This is a genomic window from Aeromonas bestiarum, from assembly GCF_028751155.1.
Lineage (GTDB): Bacteria > Pseudomonadota > Gammaproteobacteria > Enterobacterales > Aeromonadaceae > Aeromonas > Aeromonas bestiarum.
Window position 1 is genome coordinate 2,689,789 of the sequence record NZ_CP064746.1, and the last position, 19,533, is coordinate 2,709,321.

At 65.3% G+C, this 19,533-nt stretch carries 13 protein-coding genes; 8 read left to right on the forward strand and 5 right to left on the reverse strand.

The window, feature by feature from the left end:
- Positions 1-120 precede the first annotated feature (120 nt).
- On the forward strand, positions 121-1,068 hold the full coding sequence (corA, locus tag IU367_RS12475; RefSeq protein ID WP_011705843.1) for a magnesium/cobalt transporter CorA: 948 nt from the start codon (positions 121-123) through the stop codon (positions 1,066-1,068).
- A gap of 152 nt (positions 1,069-1,220) precedes the next feature.
- Entirely contained in the window at positions 1,221-1,682 is a 462-nt protein-coding gene (locus IU367_RS12480) for a DUF2919 domain-containing protein (protein ID WP_042871506.1), read from the forward strand.
- A gap of 15 nt (positions 1,683-1,697) precedes the next feature.
- Here the strand turns inward: IU367_RS12480 and IU367_RS12485 are convergent, their stop codons facing one another.
- Positions 1,698-2,450, reverse strand: coding sequence for a hypothetical protein (locus IU367_RS12485; protein WP_098984229.1), 753 nt, complete (start codon positions 2,448-2,450; stop codon positions 1,698-1,700).
- A 256-nt stretch (positions 2,451-2,706) separates the two neighbouring features.
- Here IU367_RS12485 and IU367_RS12490 point away from each other — a divergent pair, with 256 nt between their 5' ends.
- The 5 genes from IU367_RS12490 to IU367_RS12510 all read left to right on the forward strand — a co-directional run bounded on the left by IU367_RS12490 (position 2,707) and on the right by IU367_RS12510 (position 8,943).
- A complete protein-coding gene (locus IU367_RS12490; protein ID WP_274452053.1) occupies positions 2,707-3,942 on the forward strand; it encodes a siderophore amonabactin export MFS transporter in 1,236 nt (411 codons plus the stop codon).
- A gap of 57 nt (positions 3,943-3,999) precedes the next feature.
- Positions 4,000-5,973, forward strand: coding sequence for a siderophore amonabactin TonB-dependent receptor (locus IU367_RS12495; RefSeq protein ID WP_098984231.1), 1,974 nt, complete (start codon positions 4,000-4,002; stop codon positions 5,971-5,973).
- A 69-nt stretch (positions 5,974-6,042) separates the two neighbouring features.
- On the forward strand, positions 6,043-7,059 hold the full coding sequence (locus tag IU367_RS12500) for an amonabactin ABC transporter permease subunit 2 (RefSeq protein WP_274452054.1): 1,017 nt from the start codon (positions 6,043-6,045) through the stop codon (positions 7,057-7,059).
- A gap of 13 nt (positions 7,060-7,072) precedes the next feature.
- Positions 7,073-8,140, forward strand: coding sequence for an amonabactin ABC transporter permease subunit 1 (locus tag IU367_RS12505; protein WP_274452055.1), 1,068 nt, complete (start codon positions 7,073-7,075; stop codon positions 8,138-8,140).
- A complete protein-coding gene (locus IU367_RS12510; protein WP_043137045.1) occupies positions 8,140-8,943 on the forward strand; it encodes an amonabactin ABC transporter ATP-binding protein in 804 nt (267 codons plus the stop codon). The genes IU367_RS12505 and IU367_RS12510 overlap by 1 nt, the downstream gene beginning before the upstream one ends.
- Positions 8,944-9,013: 70 nt before the next feature.
- Here IU367_RS12510 and amoD read toward each other — a convergent pair whose 3' ends face one another.
- Positions 9,014-9,739 (reverse strand): amonabactin biosynthesis phosphopantetheinyl transferase AmoD, encoded by a 726-nt coding sequence (amoD, locus tag IU367_RS12515; RefSeq protein WP_274452056.1) that lies wholly within the window; start codon positions 9,737-9,739, stop codon positions 9,014-9,016.
- Between the two features lie 158 nt (positions 9,740-9,897).
- Here amoD and IU367_RS12520 point away from each other — a divergent pair, with 158 nt between their 5' ends.
- Positions 9,898-10,842, forward strand: coding sequence for an amonabactin ABC transporter substrate-binding protein (locus tag IU367_RS12520; protein WP_274452057.1), 945 nt, complete (start codon positions 9,898-9,900; stop codon positions 10,840-10,842).
- A 76-nt stretch (positions 10,843-10,918) separates the two neighbouring features.
- Here the strand turns inward: IU367_RS12520 and IU367_RS12525 are convergent, their stop codons facing one another.
- The 3 genes from IU367_RS12525 to dhbA are packed head-to-tail and all read right to left on the reverse strand — an operon-like array spanning position 10,919 to position 19,524.
- Positions 10,919-12,520: an amino acid adenylation domain-containing protein gene (locus IU367_RS12525; protein WP_274452058.1), complete on the reverse strand. Its 1,602-nt coding sequence runs from the start codon at positions 12,518-12,520 to the stop codon at positions 10,919-10,921.
- Positions 12,517-18,753, reverse strand: coding sequence for an amonabactin biosynthesis non-ribosomal peptide synthetase AmoG (amoG, locus tag IU367_RS12530; protein WP_274452059.1), 6,237 nt, complete (start codon positions 18,751-18,753; stop codon positions 12,517-12,519). The genes IU367_RS12525 and amoG overlap by 4 nt, the downstream gene beginning before the upstream one ends.
- Before the next feature lie 21 nt (positions 18,754-18,774).
- Positions 18,775-19,524, reverse strand: a complete 750-nt coding sequence (gene dhbA, locus IU367_RS12535) for a 2,3-dihydro-2,3-dihydroxybenzoate dehydrogenase (protein ID WP_274452060.1) — start codon at positions 19,522-19,524, stop codon at positions 18,775-18,777.
- Between the last annotated feature and the right edge of the window lie 9 nt (positions 19,525-19,533).

The following is a 19,533-nucleotide window of genomic DNA, read 5'->3' on the forward strand; positions in this document are numbered from 1 at the left end:
CCGCATTCAGGTTTTCCATCGGCCCGTTTTGCTTGTCCACGGGATCGCTTTCTATGCGATCTAGGCCGCATGACCTGTGCAACCATCCCTGATTACCCATGACTTCTTAAGGGGGGACAGATGATCACCGCCTACATTCTCAATAACAAGGTACTGGACATAGTCACGCTCGGGCCTGACGACATAGTGCCTGACAACACCGTCTGGCTGGATGCCTACAAGCCGGACACGGCGGAGCGAGAATGGTTGACGGGCCTGTTTCTGGAAGAGGTTCCCGACAAGGAAGAGCTGGACGACATCGAAGCATCCGCCCGTTTCTACTGGGATACCGATGGTCTGCACATTCACTCCCTGTTCCCCCAGCGGATCGGCCGTGACACCAAGGGTGTCCACGTCTCCTTTACCCTGCGCAACAACCTGCTGATCAGCATCCGCGAGGATGACATCGGCCTGGTGCGCCTGCTGCGCCACTACATGCGCCAGGACCGGCTGGAGGTGGAGGATGCCCTCGACATCCTGCTGGAGGTGCAGAACCTCAAGGTGGAGTACCTCTCCGACCTTATCGAAGACGGTTACAAGACGTTGGAGAACACCGCCGATCAGATCTTCGAGCCGGATCAGATCAATCCCATGCTCAAGGAGTTGATGGCACAGGAAGAGGCCAACGGTCAGATCCGCCTCTCCCTGCACGATACCCGTCGCGCCCTGCGCTTTCTCAAGCGCAGCCTGCGCCAGCGCATGAGCAACGAGCAGAACAAGTGGATCGACGAGATGCTGCACGACGTGGAATCTCTGTTGCCCCACACCCAGTTCCTGTTCGACAAGATCAACTTCCAGCTGGAGGCCTCCATGGGGGTGACCAATCTGGAGCAGAACAAGGTGATCAAGATCTTCTCGGTGGCGGCTGTCATCTTCCTGCCGCCGACGCTTATCGCCAGCATCTACGGCATGAACTTTGGGCGCATGCCCGAGCTCGCCTGGGAGTATGGCTATCCGCTCTCGCTGGTGTTGATGGTGATGTCATCGCTCGGCACCGGCCTCTTCTTCAAGCGCAAGGGCTGGCTGTAAACGCCGCCAGAAAGTGCGATAGAAAGAGACGATGGATTGGGGGGCACTGGCCCCCCGATTAATTCGTATCCCCCGGCACACCTTGCAAAGGGCACCAGCCTGCCCCATATCCTCTTCATCATTTGCACAACCCAAGCGGATAACGGGCGACCATGACCCTCTACCCCGAACACAGATATGACGATCACGGCCAGTTGCGCCCTCCCCTCTGGTTTTGGCCCATCGCCCTCTTGCTGACCCGCTCGGTCTGGCTGTTTCTGATGGCCGGGGTCACCCGCGAAAGCGGCAGCGAGATCCTGACCCTCTTCTATCCGGACAAGATCAGCCTCTACATCAGCCTGCTGACCGACGTGCCCGCCATGCTGGCGCTGCTCGCCTTTGGCGGCACCTATCAGCAGACCAACAGCGTGCGCGCCTGGCTCAGGCGCCACAGCCGCGGCCTCTTGCTCTGCTCCACCGTCAGCGGCCTGCTGATGCAGCTGCACAGCCTCAACCTGCAGAAATGGTCGTTCAGCTGGCCCACCGCCCTGGTGCTGATCGGCAGCCTCTGGGCGCTCTGGTATCTGCTGCGCAGCCGCCAGATCCGCGAATACGCGGCCGATCAACCTCACTGAGAAAATAGGGGTCACTCATTGACGAGTGACCCGGATCTGCAGGGTCTGGCGATCGCTCTGGCTGCCGCGCCCCCCCTGCAACTGGGTGCCCAGGCTGCTGCCTTGCTGGGCCGAACTGGTGGAGAGCTCCCCCACCGTCAGCCACTGCCCCAGGGCACCGCTCACCTCGGTGGCGTTCTGCCCCGTGCTGATGGTGCCCTGCTCCAGCCTGGCCTGTTCGCTGCTGAGCGCTATCTGCACCCTGTCCCCTATCAGGGTGGCGGTGGCGTAGAGACCGTTGATGAGCGGCATCAAGCCCACCACCTGACCACCGCGCCACTGATAGAAGGTGACCGGCTGGTAGGAGCCCATCTGCAGCAACACGGGCCGCCCCGACAGGCCGCGTACCTGCCAGCTGTCGTTCTGGCTGCGCTGGTATTGCCGGGCATTGCCCTCCAGCAGCCATTGCCGTTTGGCCGCATCACCACCGATACCCGCCTCTATCTGCTGACCGCTTGAGGCGCCATCCACCCGCCATTCGACGAGCAGACTCTGGGGCGGCTGGTTGAGTTTGGCCAAGGTCGCTTCGGCCTCCTGCAACTGGGCCGCACTGCCGCTCAGCACCAGCTGATTGCCCATGGCACTCACCCCGAGATCCGGGTAGATCTCCTTGAGGGTCTGCACCGCCGCCTGGGCCTCGAATACCGGGATCACCTTGACCTCGGCCCGCAGCGGCAGGCACCAGAGCCCGCACAACAACAAGATCCCGCTCCAACGCCACCTTTTCATCTCTCTCTCCTGTCCGGGAGCCCGGCTCACCGTCTCTGCCAGTCTGGCTATCACCATCATGATCCATCTGCCTCGCATTTCAATGACTTTGCACCCCAGGGGCGATGGCGGCATGGGCCGGAGCGCCCCCCTTGACGGCCTGCGAGCCGAAAGGACGGAGATAGATCAAATAATACAAATAAAAATGATTACCATTTGTTGTCACGAAAAAATCGCTCGGATACAATTCGGACTCATTTTTTCGAGCCAGCCGCTGATGAAGCCTGTTACCGCCACCACCACCCCTGCCATCATCCATCTGGCGATGCTGATCAACATGCTCTCCATGGGCAGCATGATGATGGTGATGCCGCTCGGGCCGGATCTGGTCATCAGCCTCGGCATGCAACCGGAACAGACGGGTTATTTCAGCGGCGGCGCCACCCTGGGCGCGGCTCTGATGGGGCTTATCGCCGCTCCCTGGCTCGATCGCGTCAACCGTAAACCCGCCCTGCTGGTACTGCTGACCCTGCGTTTCCTGCTGCTGATGGCCTGTGCCCTGGTGCAGAACAGCCAGCAACTGCTGATGCTGTTCATTCTGTCAGGCTGCGTGGCCGGGCCCCTCTCCGCCATCCTGATGGCCGCCGTGCTGGACCTGGTTCCCCCGGCCGAACGGGGCCGCCGCCTCGCCTACGTGGGCATGGCCTTCTCGCTGGCTGCCATTTTGGTGGTGCCCATCGCCCTGGTGCTGGCCCAGTGGCTCGGCTGGCAGAGCCCCTTCCTGCTGTTTGGCGCTGGCGGCCTGCTGCTGGCCCTGCTCTGCGCCCGGCTGCTGCCCTCCCTGCCGGTCAGCCGTGCCCCTCACGGCAGCGGCTTGCGCCAGCTGCTAGGCTCGCCGCTCTGCCAGGGCGCCCTGCTCATTCTCTGTTTGCAGATGTTCGGTCACTTCCTGCTGATCCCGCACTTTGCCAACTACTTCCAGTTCAACCTCGCCTTCCCCCGCGAGCAGATCGCCGCCCTCTACCTGTGTGGCGGCCTCGCCAGCATGGCGACCATGCGACTGTGCGGCAGCTGGATCGATCAGGGCCGGGCGCTGGCCGCCATCCTGATCACCAGCCTGTTGCTGGCGATGATCACCCTGCTCGGCTTCGCCGCCCCCGTCGGCGTGCCCGTCTACCTGCTGTTTACCCTCTTCATGGCGCTGAGCTCGGCCCGATCCAGCACCACGCTAGCCATCACGGCGGCCATTCCGGCCCCCCATCAGCGCGCCGCCTTCATGTCCTTCCAGGGCACGGTCACCAATGTGGCGGCGGGTCTCGGCAGCCTGCTCTCGGCCAGGTATCTCTTCTCGGATGACACTGGCGCCCTGCATGGCTTTGCGGGGCTCGCCTGGATCAATATCGGCTGTGGCCTGCTGGCCTGCGGCGGTGTCTGGCTCCTGCTCAAGGGGCTGGCGCAGACAAGGAATAACAATAACCCCGAGTCTGGCGCCGCCAGACAAGGAAGTCAGTGAGCTACCGGCCCCAGAGCCGGACCCCATAACCTCTGTTTTATTCATGGAGTTTTGACTATGCAGTTGCAGCCTGGCGTATTTCGCTTGAACCCGATTTTGCTCTCCCTCGGCCTGTTTGCCCTGCCGGGCCTGGCCCAGGCCGAATCGGTCAAGGCCAACGAGACCATGGTGGTCACCGCCACCCAGACCCAGCACACTGAGCTGTCCGCTCCGGCCAGCGTCTCTGTGGTGACCCGCGCCGATCTGGACAAGATGAACGCCAACAACATAGGCGATGCCCTCAAGCATGTGCCGGGTGTCAACATCATAGGCACCAACCCCACGGGCCGCAGCGAGATCAAGATCCGCGGCATGGGCGGCGACTACACACTGCTGCTGATCAACGGCAAGCGCGTCAACGCCCGCGAAACCCTGGGCAGCTCCTTTGGCAATGACTTCGACCTGAGCTCCATCCCCATGGCGGCCATAGAGCGCATCGAGGTGATCCGTGGCCCCGTCTCCTCCCTGTACGGTGCCGACGCCCTCGGCGGCGTGGTCAACGTGATCCTGCGCCAGGCCAAGGAGAAGACGGAAGCGGCCTTCGGCTACACCCACACCATGCCCACCAAGGGCGACGGTGGCGATGCCAACCAGGGCAGCGCCTTCGTCTCCGGAGCCCTGATCGACAACAAGCTGCTGGGCAGCGTGGTGGTGGAAGGCTATCAGCGCGACCGCTGGCACAGCGATCAGTCCAACAACCCGGATGCCGATGCGCTGGAGAAACGGGAAGTGGTCAACATGCTCTCCAGCCTGAAATGGCTGGTCAGCGACAACCAGGATATCGATTTCGATCTGGGCTACAACCAGAACGACATGGACAGCTACTTCAACAACGTGCCCCGTGCCCCGACCGCACCGGCCACTCCGCACAACGTGCAAAAGCTCGATCGCCTGAGCCTGGGAGTCACCCACAACGGCCGTTGGGAGCACTTCGACAGCCGCGCCCGCTACTACTTCGAGCAGACGGATCTGATGGATGACTCCCAGCTCAATGGCGGCGCCGCCGATGTCACCCAGACCAACCACACTGTCGATGGCCAGCTGAGCGGCTATCTGGGGGATCATCTGCTGACCTCGGGCGCCGAGATGCGCAAGACCGAGCTGGAGCACAGCCGCAGCATCACCAACGGCAGCGTGGATGCGAGCCAGAGCGCCCTCTATCTGCAGGACGAATTCAGCCTGGGTGATCTGGCGCTGACCCTCTCCGGCCGCCTCGACCACCACGAAACCTATGGCAACGAGTTCAGCCCGCGCGCCTATGCGCTCTACAAGCTGAGCGACGAGTGGGTGATCAAGGGTGGCGCCGGCAAGGCGTTCAAGGCACCGACCCTGGCCCAGTCCAGCGAAGGCTTCGCCACCACCGCCTGCCGTGGCGCCTGCAAGGTGGTCGGCAACCCGAACCTGAAACCGGAAACCGCCGTCAGCTATGAGCTGGGCACCGCCTACGAGAGCGCTCGCTTCGGCGCCGGTGTGACCGGCTTCCACAACGACATCGAGGATCTGATCCAGAGCGATCAGTGGGGCCCGGGCTACCGTCCGACCGTCATGACCTACCTCAACGTCAAGAAGGCGCGGGTGAAAGGGCTGGAGCTGAACGGTTGGGTCGACGTGCGAGACGACCTCAAGCTGACCGGCAACTGGAGCCTGCTGGATTCCGAAGACAAGAGCACGGGCGAGGATCTGGCCAAGACCCCGGATCACACCGGCAACCTCAGCCTGGATTGGCAAGCCACCGAGATCGTCAGCACCAACCTGGCCTGGCAATACGTGGGCAGCCAGTTCATCAAGGTGCCGATGCACAACTCCCAGGCGCTCAAGTCCAAGCACTACCAGACCCTGGACGTCAACACCAAGTGGAAGGTCACCCCGGCGCTCGACTTCAAACTCGGCATCACCAACCTGACCAACACCCAGCGTGACCAGGTCGCCACCGACGCCGACTTCATCCTGGAAGGTCGCACCGTCTACGCCGGCGTGGATTACAAGCTGTAATCCCCCGTTCGGGAGCCCGTCAGGGCTCCCTTTTTCCGTTTTATCGCCTCGACAATAAGGAGTAGCCGGGTGCTCAGACACCAAACACAGCTGTTCTGGCTGGGAGTTGTTCTCCTGTTCCTGCTGATCTGTCTGTCACTGGCCACGGGTGCCGGTGTCTATGGTGGCCGCGAGGTCGCCGGATTTCTGCTGGGCGATCCCGCCCTTATGGCCGATGAAAAGCTCGCCATGATCATTCATACCCTGCGTCTGCCCCGCACCCTGTGTGCCCTGGTGGTGGGCATTTGTCTCGCGCTGGCGGCCTCCATGCTGCAAAGCGCCACCCGCAATCCGCTGGCCGAGCCCGGCCTGCTCGGCGTCAACGCCGGCGCCGTGTTCGCCCTGGTGATAGGGCTGACCTATTTCGGCGTCGAATCCGCCTATGGTTACCTGCTCTGGTCCGGCATGGGTGCCCTGCTTGGCAACCTCATAGTACTGGGTCTCGGCCTCATGGTAGGGCGTTCCAATCCGCTCAAGCTCATCCTGGTGGGGGTCGCCCTCTCCGCCACCTTTGGCGGCCTCTCCAACTTCCTGCTGCTCTCCAACAAGGTGGTGCTGGAGCAGTTCCGCTTCTGGAACCTGGGGTCGCTGGCCGCCTCGGATCTCGACGCCGTGCTCACCGTGGTGCCCTTCGCCCTGGCCGGTCTGCTGCTGACCCTGGCCCTGTGCCGCCAGCTCACCCTGATGCAGATGGGGGACAACCAGGCCCAGGCGCTCGGCATACGGCCGACCCGGGTGCGGATCGGCGTGCTGCTGGCCGCCACCCTGTTCACCGCCTGCGCCATCGCCATCGCCGGCCCCATCGGCTTCGTCGGCTTCCTGGCCGCCTACTGCGCCCGTCTGGTGGAGCCGGTACGCCTCGCCATCCAGGTGCGTTTCTCCGCCCTGTTTGGCGTGCTGTTCCTGCTCGGTGCCGACATACTGGCCCGCTGGCTGATCCAGCCGTTCGAGCTGCCCAACGGGGTGATCCTGGCGCTGATCGGTGCCCCCGTGCTCATCATGGTGGTGCGCAGCGGCGGCTTCCGCTCCCTGCTGGCCGTCAAATAAGGTCGCCTGCCTCATGAACAATCCAATGAATACACCGCTGAACGCTTCCCTCCCCTCCGGCACCCTCTGCCTGCGACTGGGTGAGCGCACCCTGCTGCTGCACCGCCGTGCCTGGCTGATCACGCTGGGGCTCCTGGTGGCTCTGGTGCTGCTCTCCCTGCTGGCGCTGACCCTGGGCTCAAGCAAGCTCACCATGCTGGGGGTAGTGCAGACCCTGCTTGGCGAGGGGAGCCGGCTCGATGAGGTGACTGTCTTCAAGATCCGGCTGCCGCGCATCGTCGCCGTCTTGGTGGCAGGCGCCGCCATGGGCCTCTCCGGCTGTCTGGTGCAGACCCTCATTCGCAACCGCCTCGCCACCCCGGACATGATAGGGGTCAACGAGGGGGCGTCGCTCGCCATCATCGCCTTCTCCCTCTACCTCACCCTGGGCAGCTGGCCCTGGTGGGCCGCGCCCCTCGGCGCCCTGTTTGCCGCCGCCGTGCTCTACGCCCTGTGCAACAAGCCGGGGGAGCAGGGTTATCTGTTCGTGGTGATCGGCATCGGCGTCTCCGAGCTGATGAACGCCATCGGTCAGTTCGTGATGTCCACCCAGTCGCTGGTGCACCTCACCAGCCTCTACCTGTGGAACATGGGCAACTTCGTCGGCCAGGGCTACACCACAGTCGTGCCTGTGGGGATCCTGATCCTGCTGGTCTGCCCCTGGATCATTTATCTCTCCCGCGCCCTGGGCGTGCTGCGTCTGGGCCCCATCACGGCCCAGAGCCTGGGGGTGAACGTCAACCGGGTGCAGCTCGGCGTGCTGGCCCAGGCCATAGTCGTGGCGGCCCTTGGCACCGCCATCGGCGGCCCTGTGGTGTTCATCGCCATGGCGGCCCCCATACTCGCCTCCTGGATGAGCCGGGATCGCATAGTGCCGCTGTGGATCGCCGCCCTGTGCGGCGCCCTGCTGCTGCTGGCGAGCGACACCCTGGTGCGGGTGCTGGCCAGCCCCCATGAGGTCGCCACCGGCATCATGACCCGTATTCTTGGCGGCATACTGCTGCTGTTTATTCTGATCAAAGACAGACAGAGAACCGACTGATGACCCTCACCCTAAATCGCCTCCACTTCGGCTATCAGCAAAAGCCCGTCTTCAACGACATCTCCTTCACCATTCCCAAGGGCAAGCTGGTTGGCATCGTCGGCCCCAATGGCGGTGGCAAATCCACCCTGCTCAAGCTGCTGGCGGGCCAGGAGCAGCCCCAATCCGGTGAGATATTGCTCAAGGGCAAACCGCTGGAGAGTTACGGCATGAAGGCGCTGGCCCGGGAGCTCGCCTACCTGCCCCAGCGCCCCCTGGTGCCCGCCGGCATTCAGGTCGAGCAGCTGGTGCAGTACGGCCGCCATCCCCATCAGGGCTGGTTCAATCAGTGGAGTGAAGAGGATGCCCGCATGGTGCGCTGGGCCTGCGAGCGGATGCAGCTTGGCGACATCTTGGCGCAGAGCGCCAGCTCCCTCTCCGGCGGCCAGGCCCAGCGGGTGTGGCTGGCCATGGTGCTGGCCCAGGACGCAGACATCATATTGCTCGATGAACCCACCAGCGCGCTGGACATAGGCCACCAGACCGAGGTGATGGAGGCCATCCACCAGATCACCGCCGAAGGCAAGACTGTGCTCATCGTCATCCACGATCTCGCCACCGCCGCCCGCTACTGCGACGAGCTGATCGCCATCGGCGAGGGCAAGATCCAGGCCATGGGCCCGGCTCGCGAGGTGGTGACCAAGCCCCTCATCGACCGCCTCTACCAGACGGACGTGGACATACTGCACGCCCCCGGCGATGGCGCCCCCATCATAGTGCCGCGCCGCCGCCCGCACGCCTTTGCCATGCAGCAGCAGGCCTGAATGCAGGATCAAAAAAACCGCCTTGATGGCGGTTTTTTTGATCCCATGACACCGAGCGGCAGAGACACGTTCAGAGCAGAAGCGTGGTCAACACGCCCCCCGGCAAGCGTTGCCAGTGCAGGGTACAGTGCCAGCCGACGGGCAGCTCCGGGGTCAGCGCACTTTTTAGTTCGAGGGTGAGGGTCTGCTCCGTCATGGCCAGCCAGCGGGCATCGAGAAAGTCAAAATAGCGCCCCACCCTGGGGTAGAGCGCCTTGAACAGGCTCTCCTTGGCGGAGAACACCAGGGTCAATCCCAGGGCCGGACCGAGCGGACAGCGCTGCAGCCGCACCCACTCCTCATCATCCACAATGCCGGGCCAGAGCTCGCTCGCCTGCCCCTCTGCCAGCCAGCCCTCCAGATCCAGCCCAATCCCCGCCCGACCGGGGCGCACCGCACACAGCGCCATGCCGCGCCCCTGCAACAGGCTGTGGCTGATGCTGCCCTCAAACCCCGCAGGCCAGCGTGGCTCGCGGGCCGATCCTATGGCCACCACATGATCGCCCAGCCCAAAGCGGTGCAGAGCCTGGCGCGCCGCCAGCCGGCCGGCCAGAAACTCCCCCAGCCGCTTGGGGGCCGCACGCTGCAAGCTGGCGGGCAGCAGGATCCCAGCTTGCTCATAGCAAGCCGGAGTGAAAGCGGCGGGATCGAAGCAGACCCGCTGCAGCGCAAGTTCCGCGAAACCGGGCAGCGGCAGGCAGTCGGCCTGCAGGATAAAGCTGCCTCGGGATCCGGCAGCCAGGGGAGCGATTGGCATCGAAAAAGCCCTTGGTTCGAGAGCGGCCATGGTAGCAAATCACCCAGTCCAAACACCACAAACGCAAATGACAATTTTTATCATTTGAATTTGTGATAGCATAAGGCCGCCCGTTTGGGGCCCGGTTTTTCGCTGATTTCACCAAGAAGGATGTAACGATGAAGATCTCCTCCCCCCTGGCCGCCGCGCTCATGCTGGCCAGCCTGGTCGGTTTTCAGGCCCAGGCCGGCACCGAGACCCGTCAGGTGACCGATGCCGATGGCAAGACCCAGCTCGTGCCCGCCCAGCCCAAGCGGGTGGTGGTGCTGAGCGAAATCGATCTGGATACGGCCCTGACCCTGGGACTGCAGCCAGTCGGCACGGTCAACGGTCGCGGCCAGGGCACACTGCCCCGTTACCTGCTGACCAAGGCGGGCAAGGATATCGCCGTGGTCGGCGATCTGGACAACCCCAATCTGGAGCGGCTGATCGATCTGGAGCCGGATCTCATCCTGACCGGCCAGACCAAACCCGAGCTGCTGACCCTGCTGCAAGAGATAGCCCCCACAGTGGTCACCGGCAACTGGGGCGATTCCTGGAAGGAGATCTTCAATCGCAGCGCCCACGTGCTGAACCGGGATGCCGAGGGCAAGGCCTTCCTCGCCCAGTATGACGCCCGCCTGCAGGAGGCCCGCAGCAAGCTTGCCAAGCATCAGGGCGAGCGCCTGAGCATAGTGCGCTGGAACCCGAAGGGCCCGAGCTACATGCACGGCGGCACCTTCGCCAGCAGCGTAGTGGAAGAGATGGGGCTGGCCCGTCCGACCCACCAGGTCGGCGACAAGACCCCCCACTCCCCGGCCCTGAGCCTCGAATCCCTCAACCTGCTGGACGGTGACTGGCTGGTGATAGGTACCCTGAGCGCCAGCGGCGATGCGGTGGATGCCATGAAGCAGGCCGAGCAGACCCCGGCCTTCCAGCAACTGAACGCCATCAAGGGCAAGCGCTTTGGCGCCGTGGACGGCTCGCTGTGGACCTCCACCGGCGGCCCCCAGGCGGCCCTCAAGGTGATCGACGACGTCGAGCAGCTGCTGGCCAAACCGGACGCGGCCCCCATCACCCAATAAGCCAACACTCATATGGCAGCCAGAAAGAAGCCCGCATTTGCGGGCTTCTTTGTTTATCAAGGCACTCGGGCAGAACCTATTCAGGCAGTGGCAGCGCCTTTCTGTCCAGTTTGCCGCTGCCAGTCTTGGGCAGGGCATCCAGCAGAATGAGCCGCGCCGGCACCATGTAGTGCGGCAGCGTGGCCTGCAGCCCCTTGCGCAGGGCGAGGCGATTGAGCTGCGCCCCGGCCTTGGCCTCCACATAGCCCACCAGCATGGCCTCATCCCCCTCGCCAAAGAGGCGCACCGCCGCCTCCTGCACCCCGGGTTGACGGCGAAGGCCCGCCTCCACCTCCCCGAGCTCGATGCGAAAACCGCGCAGCTTGACCTGATCGTCGCGCCGCCCCAGGTAGAGGAAGCGATCCGCCCCCAGTCGGCGCACCCGATCGCCGGTGCGATAGAGGCGATGGGCATCAACCCGCAGGAAGGCCGCCGCCGTCAGCCCGGGCTTGCGCCAGTAGCCTTCACACAGGGCCGGGCTCTCGATGCAGAGCTCGCCGCACTCCCCCTCCGCCACTGGCTGCCCCGCCTCGTCCAACACCCAGTGGCGATAGCCGGGCAGGCTGTGGCTGATGGTGATCTGCCCCTCCGCCGGCGGCCAGCGCACCTCGCTCACCAGGGACCAGACGGTGGCCTCGGTCGGCCCGTAGCAGTTCCACAGCCGCTGGGTGCGACTGCAGAGCTGCTCGGCCAATCCCGAGTCCAGCGCCTCGCCGCCACACAGGGCTGTGAGGCGCTCGCGCCCCTGCCAGCCCGCTTTGAGCAGCATGCGCCAGCAGGCCGGGGTGGCCTGCAGCCAGTTGATGGAAGGATCCGCCTCGAGCAGCGCCATCATTCCCAGCGGATCCTTGTTGTGCTCGCCGCCGGCCACCGTCAAGCGGCCCCCGCCCCAGAGCGGCCCCAGCATCTCCAGCAAGGAAATATCGAAGGCCGGGGTGGTGATAAAGAGCCAATGGCAGTTAGGTGAGAGCCCGAGCCGCTCGCGGATCCCGTCGAGGAAGCAGAGCAGAGCCCGCCGGCTGATGACCACCCCCTTGGGCTCGCCGGTGGATCCCGAGGTGAACATCATGTAGGCCGTCAGCGAATCGTCCACCTTGGGCCACTGCACGGCCGCAGTCCCCGCGTGACCGGGACAGGCGAGGGAGCGCAGCGGACAGCCGAAGGTCGGCACCTCCCGATCTCCATCACAGATCACTGCCGAGAGCCGGGCCTGACGGGCGATACCCTGCAACCGCTCCACCGGGAAATCCGGCTCGAGCGGCACAAAGGTGAGCCCGAGCCGCAGGCAGGCGAGCAGGCTGGCCACCAGATCCGGTCCTCGCGCCAGATAGAGGCCGACCCGCTCCCCCACCGCCAGCCCCTGCAGGCGGGCGGCGATCTGACCGACCCGCTGGCTGAGCTCGCCATAGTTGAGCCAGGCGCCGTGGCCGGCCTCGTTCGAGCCTTGCTCACTCATGCCGCGCTCATTCACACTGACCCCGCCCATGCCGATGGCGGGGGCCAGCGGGGTGGCGGCGAGGCAATCGGCCAGGCGCGAGCCCAGGGTCTGTTCGGTTGCCAGCCCGCCTTGCGGAGGGCTCAACTCCCGATGGGCTCTCGGTTTGACGGGAGCTTGGTCAATCGGGGTCAGGGTCGTCATAGCACCTCCTCGGGCAGTCGCACCAGCCAGTGCTGATAGAGCCGGCTGGGGGATGAATGGGCCTTGAGATCCCGCAGGGTGAGCGGCGCACGCTCGCCGGCGAAGGCGGCATTGAGGGCCGCCAGCAGGGCGAGCTGCTGCACCGAGTCCACCCCGAGTTCACACAGGGTCTGTTGCCAGACGCCGGGCACGCCGCACTGGCGCTCCCACAGGGCCACCAGCGGACGGGCCGCGGACGGGCAGGACTCAGCGACTGGCGCCGCGACGCGCGCGGCCATGGGGGCAGGCAGGCTCATCTCATCGGGTCTGGCCGGCAGCGCCTGGCTCGCCCCCGCCAGCCAGCCGAGCTCGGCCAGCCAGGCGGCCAGCACGACTTCTGCCTTCGCCATGGGGATCAGATCCCCGTCGAACTCGAGGCGCAGATTGAGCCGGCCACCGCGGGCGTTCACCACCAGGGAGAGCGGCAGTTCCACCTTCTCCACCACGGCGCCAAAGCGTGGCGCTAGCTGATGGGGCTCCGGCTCCTCCGGCAGCGCCGGCACAGGGTAGTTCTCGAACACGAACAGGCTCTGGAACAGGCGAGCCCTGCCCTGCGTCAGCGCCGCGAGCGACTGGGTGCCGTGCTCGTTGAGTGCCATCGAGTCCGACTGCAGCCTGCCTATATGCTCGGCCAGGGTCGCCTCGGTGCGCCAATCCAGGATGAGCGGCAGGCTGTTGATATAGAGGCCGACGCTCTGGGTGATCCCCTCGATGGGGAAATCCCGGCCCGGGGTCACGTTGCCCACCAGGGTGATGTCGTCGCCACAACGGCGGGCCAGCAGCCGATGCCAGGCGTATTGGGCCAGCAAGCCCGTGGTCACCCCCAGCTCGCGGGCACGGGCCTCCAGTTGAGCCGACACCTGCGGCGCCAGGGTCTGGCCGCACACCGCAGGCCTGTGCTGCGTCAGCTGCGGCTCCAGTGCCACCCCGAACAGGCGGGAGAGATCGTTGGGTCGGGCCAGCAACTCGGCGCGTCCCTGCCAGTAGGCCTCGCTGGCGCGGGTTTGGCTCGCGATATGGCGGCCAAATTCGAGCCAGGCCCCATCCGCTTCGGCTTGCGGCAGCAGGCCGTTCATCAGGGCTTGGTAGCAGCGATGCAGGGAGCCCAGCAGCACTGGGCCGCTCCAGCCATCCAGCACGCCATGGTGGGCGCTGAAGATGATCTTGTGGTGATCGGGCGCCAGTTTGAAGCAGGCGACCCGCAACAAGGGAGCCTGATCAAGCGGGATCGGGCGGGCCAGATCCTGCTGGCGATAGGTTGCGATGCGCTCCTCGGCCTGCTCATCCCCCACCAGATCCTGATGGTGGAACGGCAGCTCGGCATGGCGCAGGATGCGCTGCAGCGCCACCCCATCCGCCAGCACCAGCTCGCTGCGCAGGGCCGGCCAGCGGGCGATCTGCGCCTGCCAGGCCTGGCGATAGACGGCAAGGTCCAGTGGCTGGCGGTACTCCATCTCGGTCTGCAGGTGGTAAGCCGTGTCACGAGGCGCCAGCGCCCTGTGATAGAGCATGCTTTGCTGCAGCGAGGTCATGGGCAGCAGTGTCTCCACCTCGCGCCCGCTCAGCACCTGGTCTAGCACCGCTTGCGAGAGGCCAAGCCCCGGGAAGTCGCTCGGGGTGTGGCGCGGGGCGCTCACCCTACAGCAGTGATCCACCAGGGCACGCAGGTTGGCCGCCAATCTCACCATCAGGGCGTCGCTCCCTTGCTGGTTGAGGGCACCGACCTGGCGCAGGGTGAGGCATCCGTCATAGACGCCCCCGTGCAGGCTGATGAGCTCCCGCGGCAGGTTGTCCGGTGAGGAGGGCGCCCCCGGCGCCATGGGCAGGGGTTGCCAGGGCTGACCTGCAACGCCCTGATGGCTGACCCCCAGGTAGTTGAAGACGATGAGGGCTTCGGGCAGCTCCCAACCACGGGGGTGGTGCAGACGCAGGGCGTTGAAACCCACCCCCTTGTCCGGCACGGCCCGCAACCGCTCCTTGGTGGTGCACACCAGCGCATCCCACTCCGGCTCATCGGCCAGCGCCAGTGGATAGGTGCTGGTGAACCAGCCCAGGGTGCGGCTCACATCGAGTTCAGCATCGATGGCCTCACGGCCGTGCCCTTCCAGCATCACGCAGTGGCGTGCGCCATAACCCAGCTCGCTCAGAGTGCGAGTCAGGGCGGCCAGCAGCAGGTCGGGCACCCGGGTGAAGAAGGCCTGGTTGGCCGGGTCTATCAAGCGGGCCGTGGTCTCCTTGTCCAGTTGCAGCAGGCTGGCGGCGGCGCGGCCATCTTCGGCGCGTTCGGCCTCCAGCAGGCCTTGCTGGCTGCCTTCCCCCTGGGCCAGCCAGAACGCCAGTTGATCCTCTTCGCGCAGGGCGTAGGCCGCCAGCCCTTCGCCCCACTGGCGATAGCTGCTGCCCTTGGCGGGCAGGGGCTCGCCCCTGCTCACCCGGGCCAGATCCTCGGCCAGGATGCGCCAGGAGACGGCATCGATAACCAGATGGTGGAAGGCGAGGAAGAGCCCCTCCACCGGATCGGCCTCACCCTCTATGGCCAGGTTGCGCAGGCGGGCCCAGGCCAGGGTGTGGCCGCTGGCGGGCTCGAGATCCCCCTGCAGCCCGGTCAGGCTGGCCTGCAGTTCAGCCCCGCCGAGTGTTCCTGTATCCAGGGTCGGCAAGGGCGGCAGCGCCAGCTCGGCCAGATAGCGCTGACCGGTTGGGGTCACCGCCAGACGCAGGACGTCGTGATGCTGGCGCAGTGTGGTCAGCCAGCCGTGCAGGGTGTCATCATAGATCCCGGCGGGCAGGCGCAATATCACCCCCTGATTCCAGTGGCCGGGCTTGGCGAAGCCCTGCTCGAAGAACCAGTGCTGTATGGGATGGAGCGGGAAGTCGCCGACCAGGTTGCCCTGTTCGGTCTGGTGACTGACCGCCTGCTGCTGACCGAGCTGGCGGCAGAGACGGCGCACCGTCTTGGCCTCGAACACGTCCTTCACGCTGCAGTGCAGCCCCGCATCCCGCAACCGGGTGGTGAGCTGGATGCTGAGGATGGAATCCCCCCCCAAGCGGAAGAAGTCATCCTCCACCCCGAGGGGCTGCTTGAGCACCCCCTGCCAGATGGCGAGCACGGTCTGCTCCAGCTCGCTCTGCGGCTCGCTCTTGCTCTCCTGCCAGTCAATGACAGGCAGGCGGCGCAGGTCCAGCTTGCCGTTGGGGGTGAGCGGCATCCCGGTGAGCCAACAGAGCTTCACCGGCACCATGTATTCGGGCAGGCATTCGCCGGCCCGTTGCAGCAGGGCCTCGCCGTCCGGCTCGCTCGCCCCCGCATGCAGGCAGGCGTACGCCAGCAGACGCCCCCCCTGCACCACCACCTTGATCTGGCGGATGGCCGGGCACAGCGCGGCGACTTGCGTCTCTATCTCGCCGGGCTCGATGCGATAGCCCCGCAGCTTGATCTGCTCGTCAAGCCGGCCCAGATATTGGACCTTGCCGTCGCGGCGCAGCAGGGCCCGATCGCCGGTGCGGTAGAGGCGACAAGTACGACCCGCCAAGGCGAGCTCGATAAAGACCTCTTGAGTACGCTCCGGCAGATTGAGGTAGCCACGGGCCAGGCCGAGGCCGGCCAGGCAGAGCTCGCCCGGCACTCCCACGGGGCAGGGGTTGCCCCCCTCGTCCAGGATCAGCGCCTTCAGGTTGTTGACGGGCCTGCCTATGGTGATGGGCTGACCCGGCACGAGCCGTGCGCAGAGCGCAGTGACTGTGCACTCGGTCGGGCCGTACATGTTGTAGAGCGCGACCCTGTCACCCCAACGATCCATCAGGCTGCTCGGACACGCCTCGCCGCCGAAGCCGATGGCCTTGAGGGAGCCGAGATCCGCCGGCGGCAGCAGGTTCGCGAGCAGGGCGGTCGGCAAAATCATGTGGCTGGCACCCCGCGCGATCGCGGCACTGATCACCCCCTCGCCCGGCTCGCCAAAGTGCAGGGCCGCGCCGCAAGAGAGCGGCAACAGGGCCGTCATGTTGCCTGCATCGAACGACAGGGACATGCAGTTGAACATGGCGCCGTCCTGATCAAGGGCGATGCGCTCTGCGTGATCCGCCATCAGGTTGACCAGGCTGCCCTGCTCCACCATGACCCCCTTGGGCAGGCCGGTACTGCCGGAGGTGTAGATGATCTGGGCCAGCATGGCGGCGTCCCGGGGGATGGCGGGCGTGCTGGTTGGCAGCCCATCCAGCGCCAGCCGATGCAGGTTGTGGTAACCGGCATCTGTGCCCTTGATGGCCTCGGCGAGCCGGGCATCCGGCTCTCCCCCGAGCACCAGCGCAATGCTGGCGTCGCTCAGGATATGGGCCAGCCGCTCGGCGGGATAGGCAGGATCCAGCGGCACATAGGCTGCCCCCGCCTTCCAGCAGGCGAGCAGGGCGATGACGAAGGCCACATCCCGTTTGGCCTGGATGCCGATGGCCGCGCCCGAGGTCACGCCGCAGGATTGCAGCCAATGGGCCAGCCGGTTGGCTCGGGCCTCCAGCTCGCCATAACTCAGCCGTTGCTGGTCGTCACTCACCGCCAGCGCACCCGGGAACTGAACGGCGCGGCGCTCGATATGGCAGAGCAGGGTGTCGCGGCTCGGGTAGTCGCTCGGCAGGCTGGCAAGCTCGGTGGCCAGCGCCGTCTGGTCTGTGCCCGCCTCCAGGGGCAGTTGCCAGATCTCGGTTTCGGGGGCGGCCACCACGGCGCGCATCAGATGCAGCAGCCTGTCCGCATAACTTTCAATCGTTTCCCGCTCGAACAGGGCGGTGGCAAACAGCCAGTCCACCCGCACCGAGTCCATCAGCTCGGTCACCTTGACCGAGATGTCGGTCTTGGCCGGCAGCACGGGGGAGGTCTCCTCCACCAGCTGGCAGCCGGGGATGAGATCGTTGAAATCCACCTTGGCCTGATAGACCAGCATGATCTGGAAGATGGGGTTGATGGCGGTGGTGCGATCGGCGCCTATGGCCTCGGCCAGCGCCTCGAAACGGTAGAGCTGGTGATCGAAGGCCGCCAGATCCTCCTCCCGGCACTGCTGCAGGTAGTCGACAAAGCTGGGGCGACCGTCGAGCCGGGTGCGCAGCACCAGCGTATTGACGAAGAAGCCCACCAGGGACTCTATCTCATGGCGCTCGCGGTAGGCGAGCGGCGTGCCTATGACAACTTCCTTCTCCCCGCTCTGGCGCACCATCAGCAGGGCGAACAGGGCGTGCAGGCCGATGAAATTGGAGGTGTTGTGGCGCTGGCACAGCCGCTTGAAGCTCTCCCACAGCCCGTTGTCTATGGTGGAGAAGACCAGCTCGCCGCCGCTGGCCTGATGAGCCGAACGCGGCTTGTCAAGCGGCAGGCCGTGCACCTCGGGGCTGCCACCGAGTCGGTCGACCCAGAACGGCTTGAACTCGGCGTGATAATCGAGAAAACGCGGCGAGTTGAACCAGCGGGCATAGTCGATGTAGGTGAGCGGCAACTCGGGCACGCTCAAGGGCGCACGGTTCTGATGAGCCAGGAAGGCACGCTTCAAGTCCGCGAACATGTTCTTGACCGACCAGCCGTCGGAGATGATGTGGTGCTGGGTGATCAGCAGCACGTGCTCGCGGCTGCAGAGCCGGATGAGGTGCACCCGGCTGAGGTCCCCTTTGGTCAGGGAGAAAGGGCGCCCTATCTCCTCGCGCACCCGCCGTGCCACATAGGCTTCACGCTCGGCTTCGGGCTCTGCACTCACATCCTCTATCTGCAGCTTGAAGGGCGCGTGGGGCAGTATCTCCTGCGCCCCCCTGCCCGCCTCGTCCTTGATGAAACGGGTGCGCATGCTGGGGTGGCGGGCAAACAGGTGATCGAAGGCAAACTCCAGGGCGGCCGTGTCCAGCTCGCCGCTCACCCGAAAATAGACCGGCATGTTGTAGAGGTGGGAGGCCTCCTCGTACTGCTCGATAAACCAGAGCCCGCTCTGGGACGACGAGAGCGGCCCCTGCAGGGCGCCCTGGGCGACGATAGGCGCCTCGAAGGCGGCGCGGGCCGCCAGGCAGCGCACCAGCTCATCCTTGTGCGCCTTGATTTGGGCGCCGATGGCGGGGGTCACCGCCTCCTTGCTCGACTGGGAGATGAGCTGGCCCTTGTCGTTCAGGGCCAGCTTGACTCCCTGGCGCTCCAGCTGCTGGAGCAACGCAATCATGTTGTTCATAAGTTATCTCAGCCTCTTGGATCAGGCGCTCAGGGTGGCGCCGCCGTCGACAACCAGATCCTGCAGCGTGATGTGGCTGGCCAGGCTCGAGGCCAGGAAGAGGACGGTATTGGCGATCTCGCGGGGGGTGGCAATCTTGTTCAGTGGGATGCCGAGTTTGAACTGGGCCGGCAGCCCGGCTATGGTGCGGGCCATGGCCCCCTCATCGGGCAGCATGCCGCGCAGCATCTCGGTATCCGTCGAGCCCGGCGACACCAGGTTGACCCGCACGCCGAAGGGGGCTAGCTCCAGCCCCACCGTCTGGGTCAGGCTGGTGACCGCCGCCTTGGAGGCGCAGTAGGCAGCCATCTGCATGCGCGGCACATGGGCCGCGTTGGAGCCTATGGTGACGATGGCACCGTGCTGCTGCGCCTTGAAATGGGGCACCAGGGCCCGCAGCAGGTAGAAGACGCCGCTGGCGTTGACCGTCATGCAGTCATCCCAGTCGGTATCGCTCAGGGTCTCGGTGGGGCCGAGGCGCAAGACCCCGGCCCCGTTCACCAGCACATCCAGCCCGCCGTCCGCCAGCAGTCCCTCGCAGCAGGCATTGACCGCCCCTGAGTCGCGAATGTCGAGCAACCGGGTGGTGAAGGGATAATCCGCATGGGGGAAGGCCTGATCCAGCCCGATCACCTCGGCGCCGGCGGCCACGAACTGCTGCGCCACCTCAAACCCTATGCCACGTCCGGCCCCGGTTACCCAGACCCGCTTGCCAGTGAAATCAAACGCCATTTTTTGCTG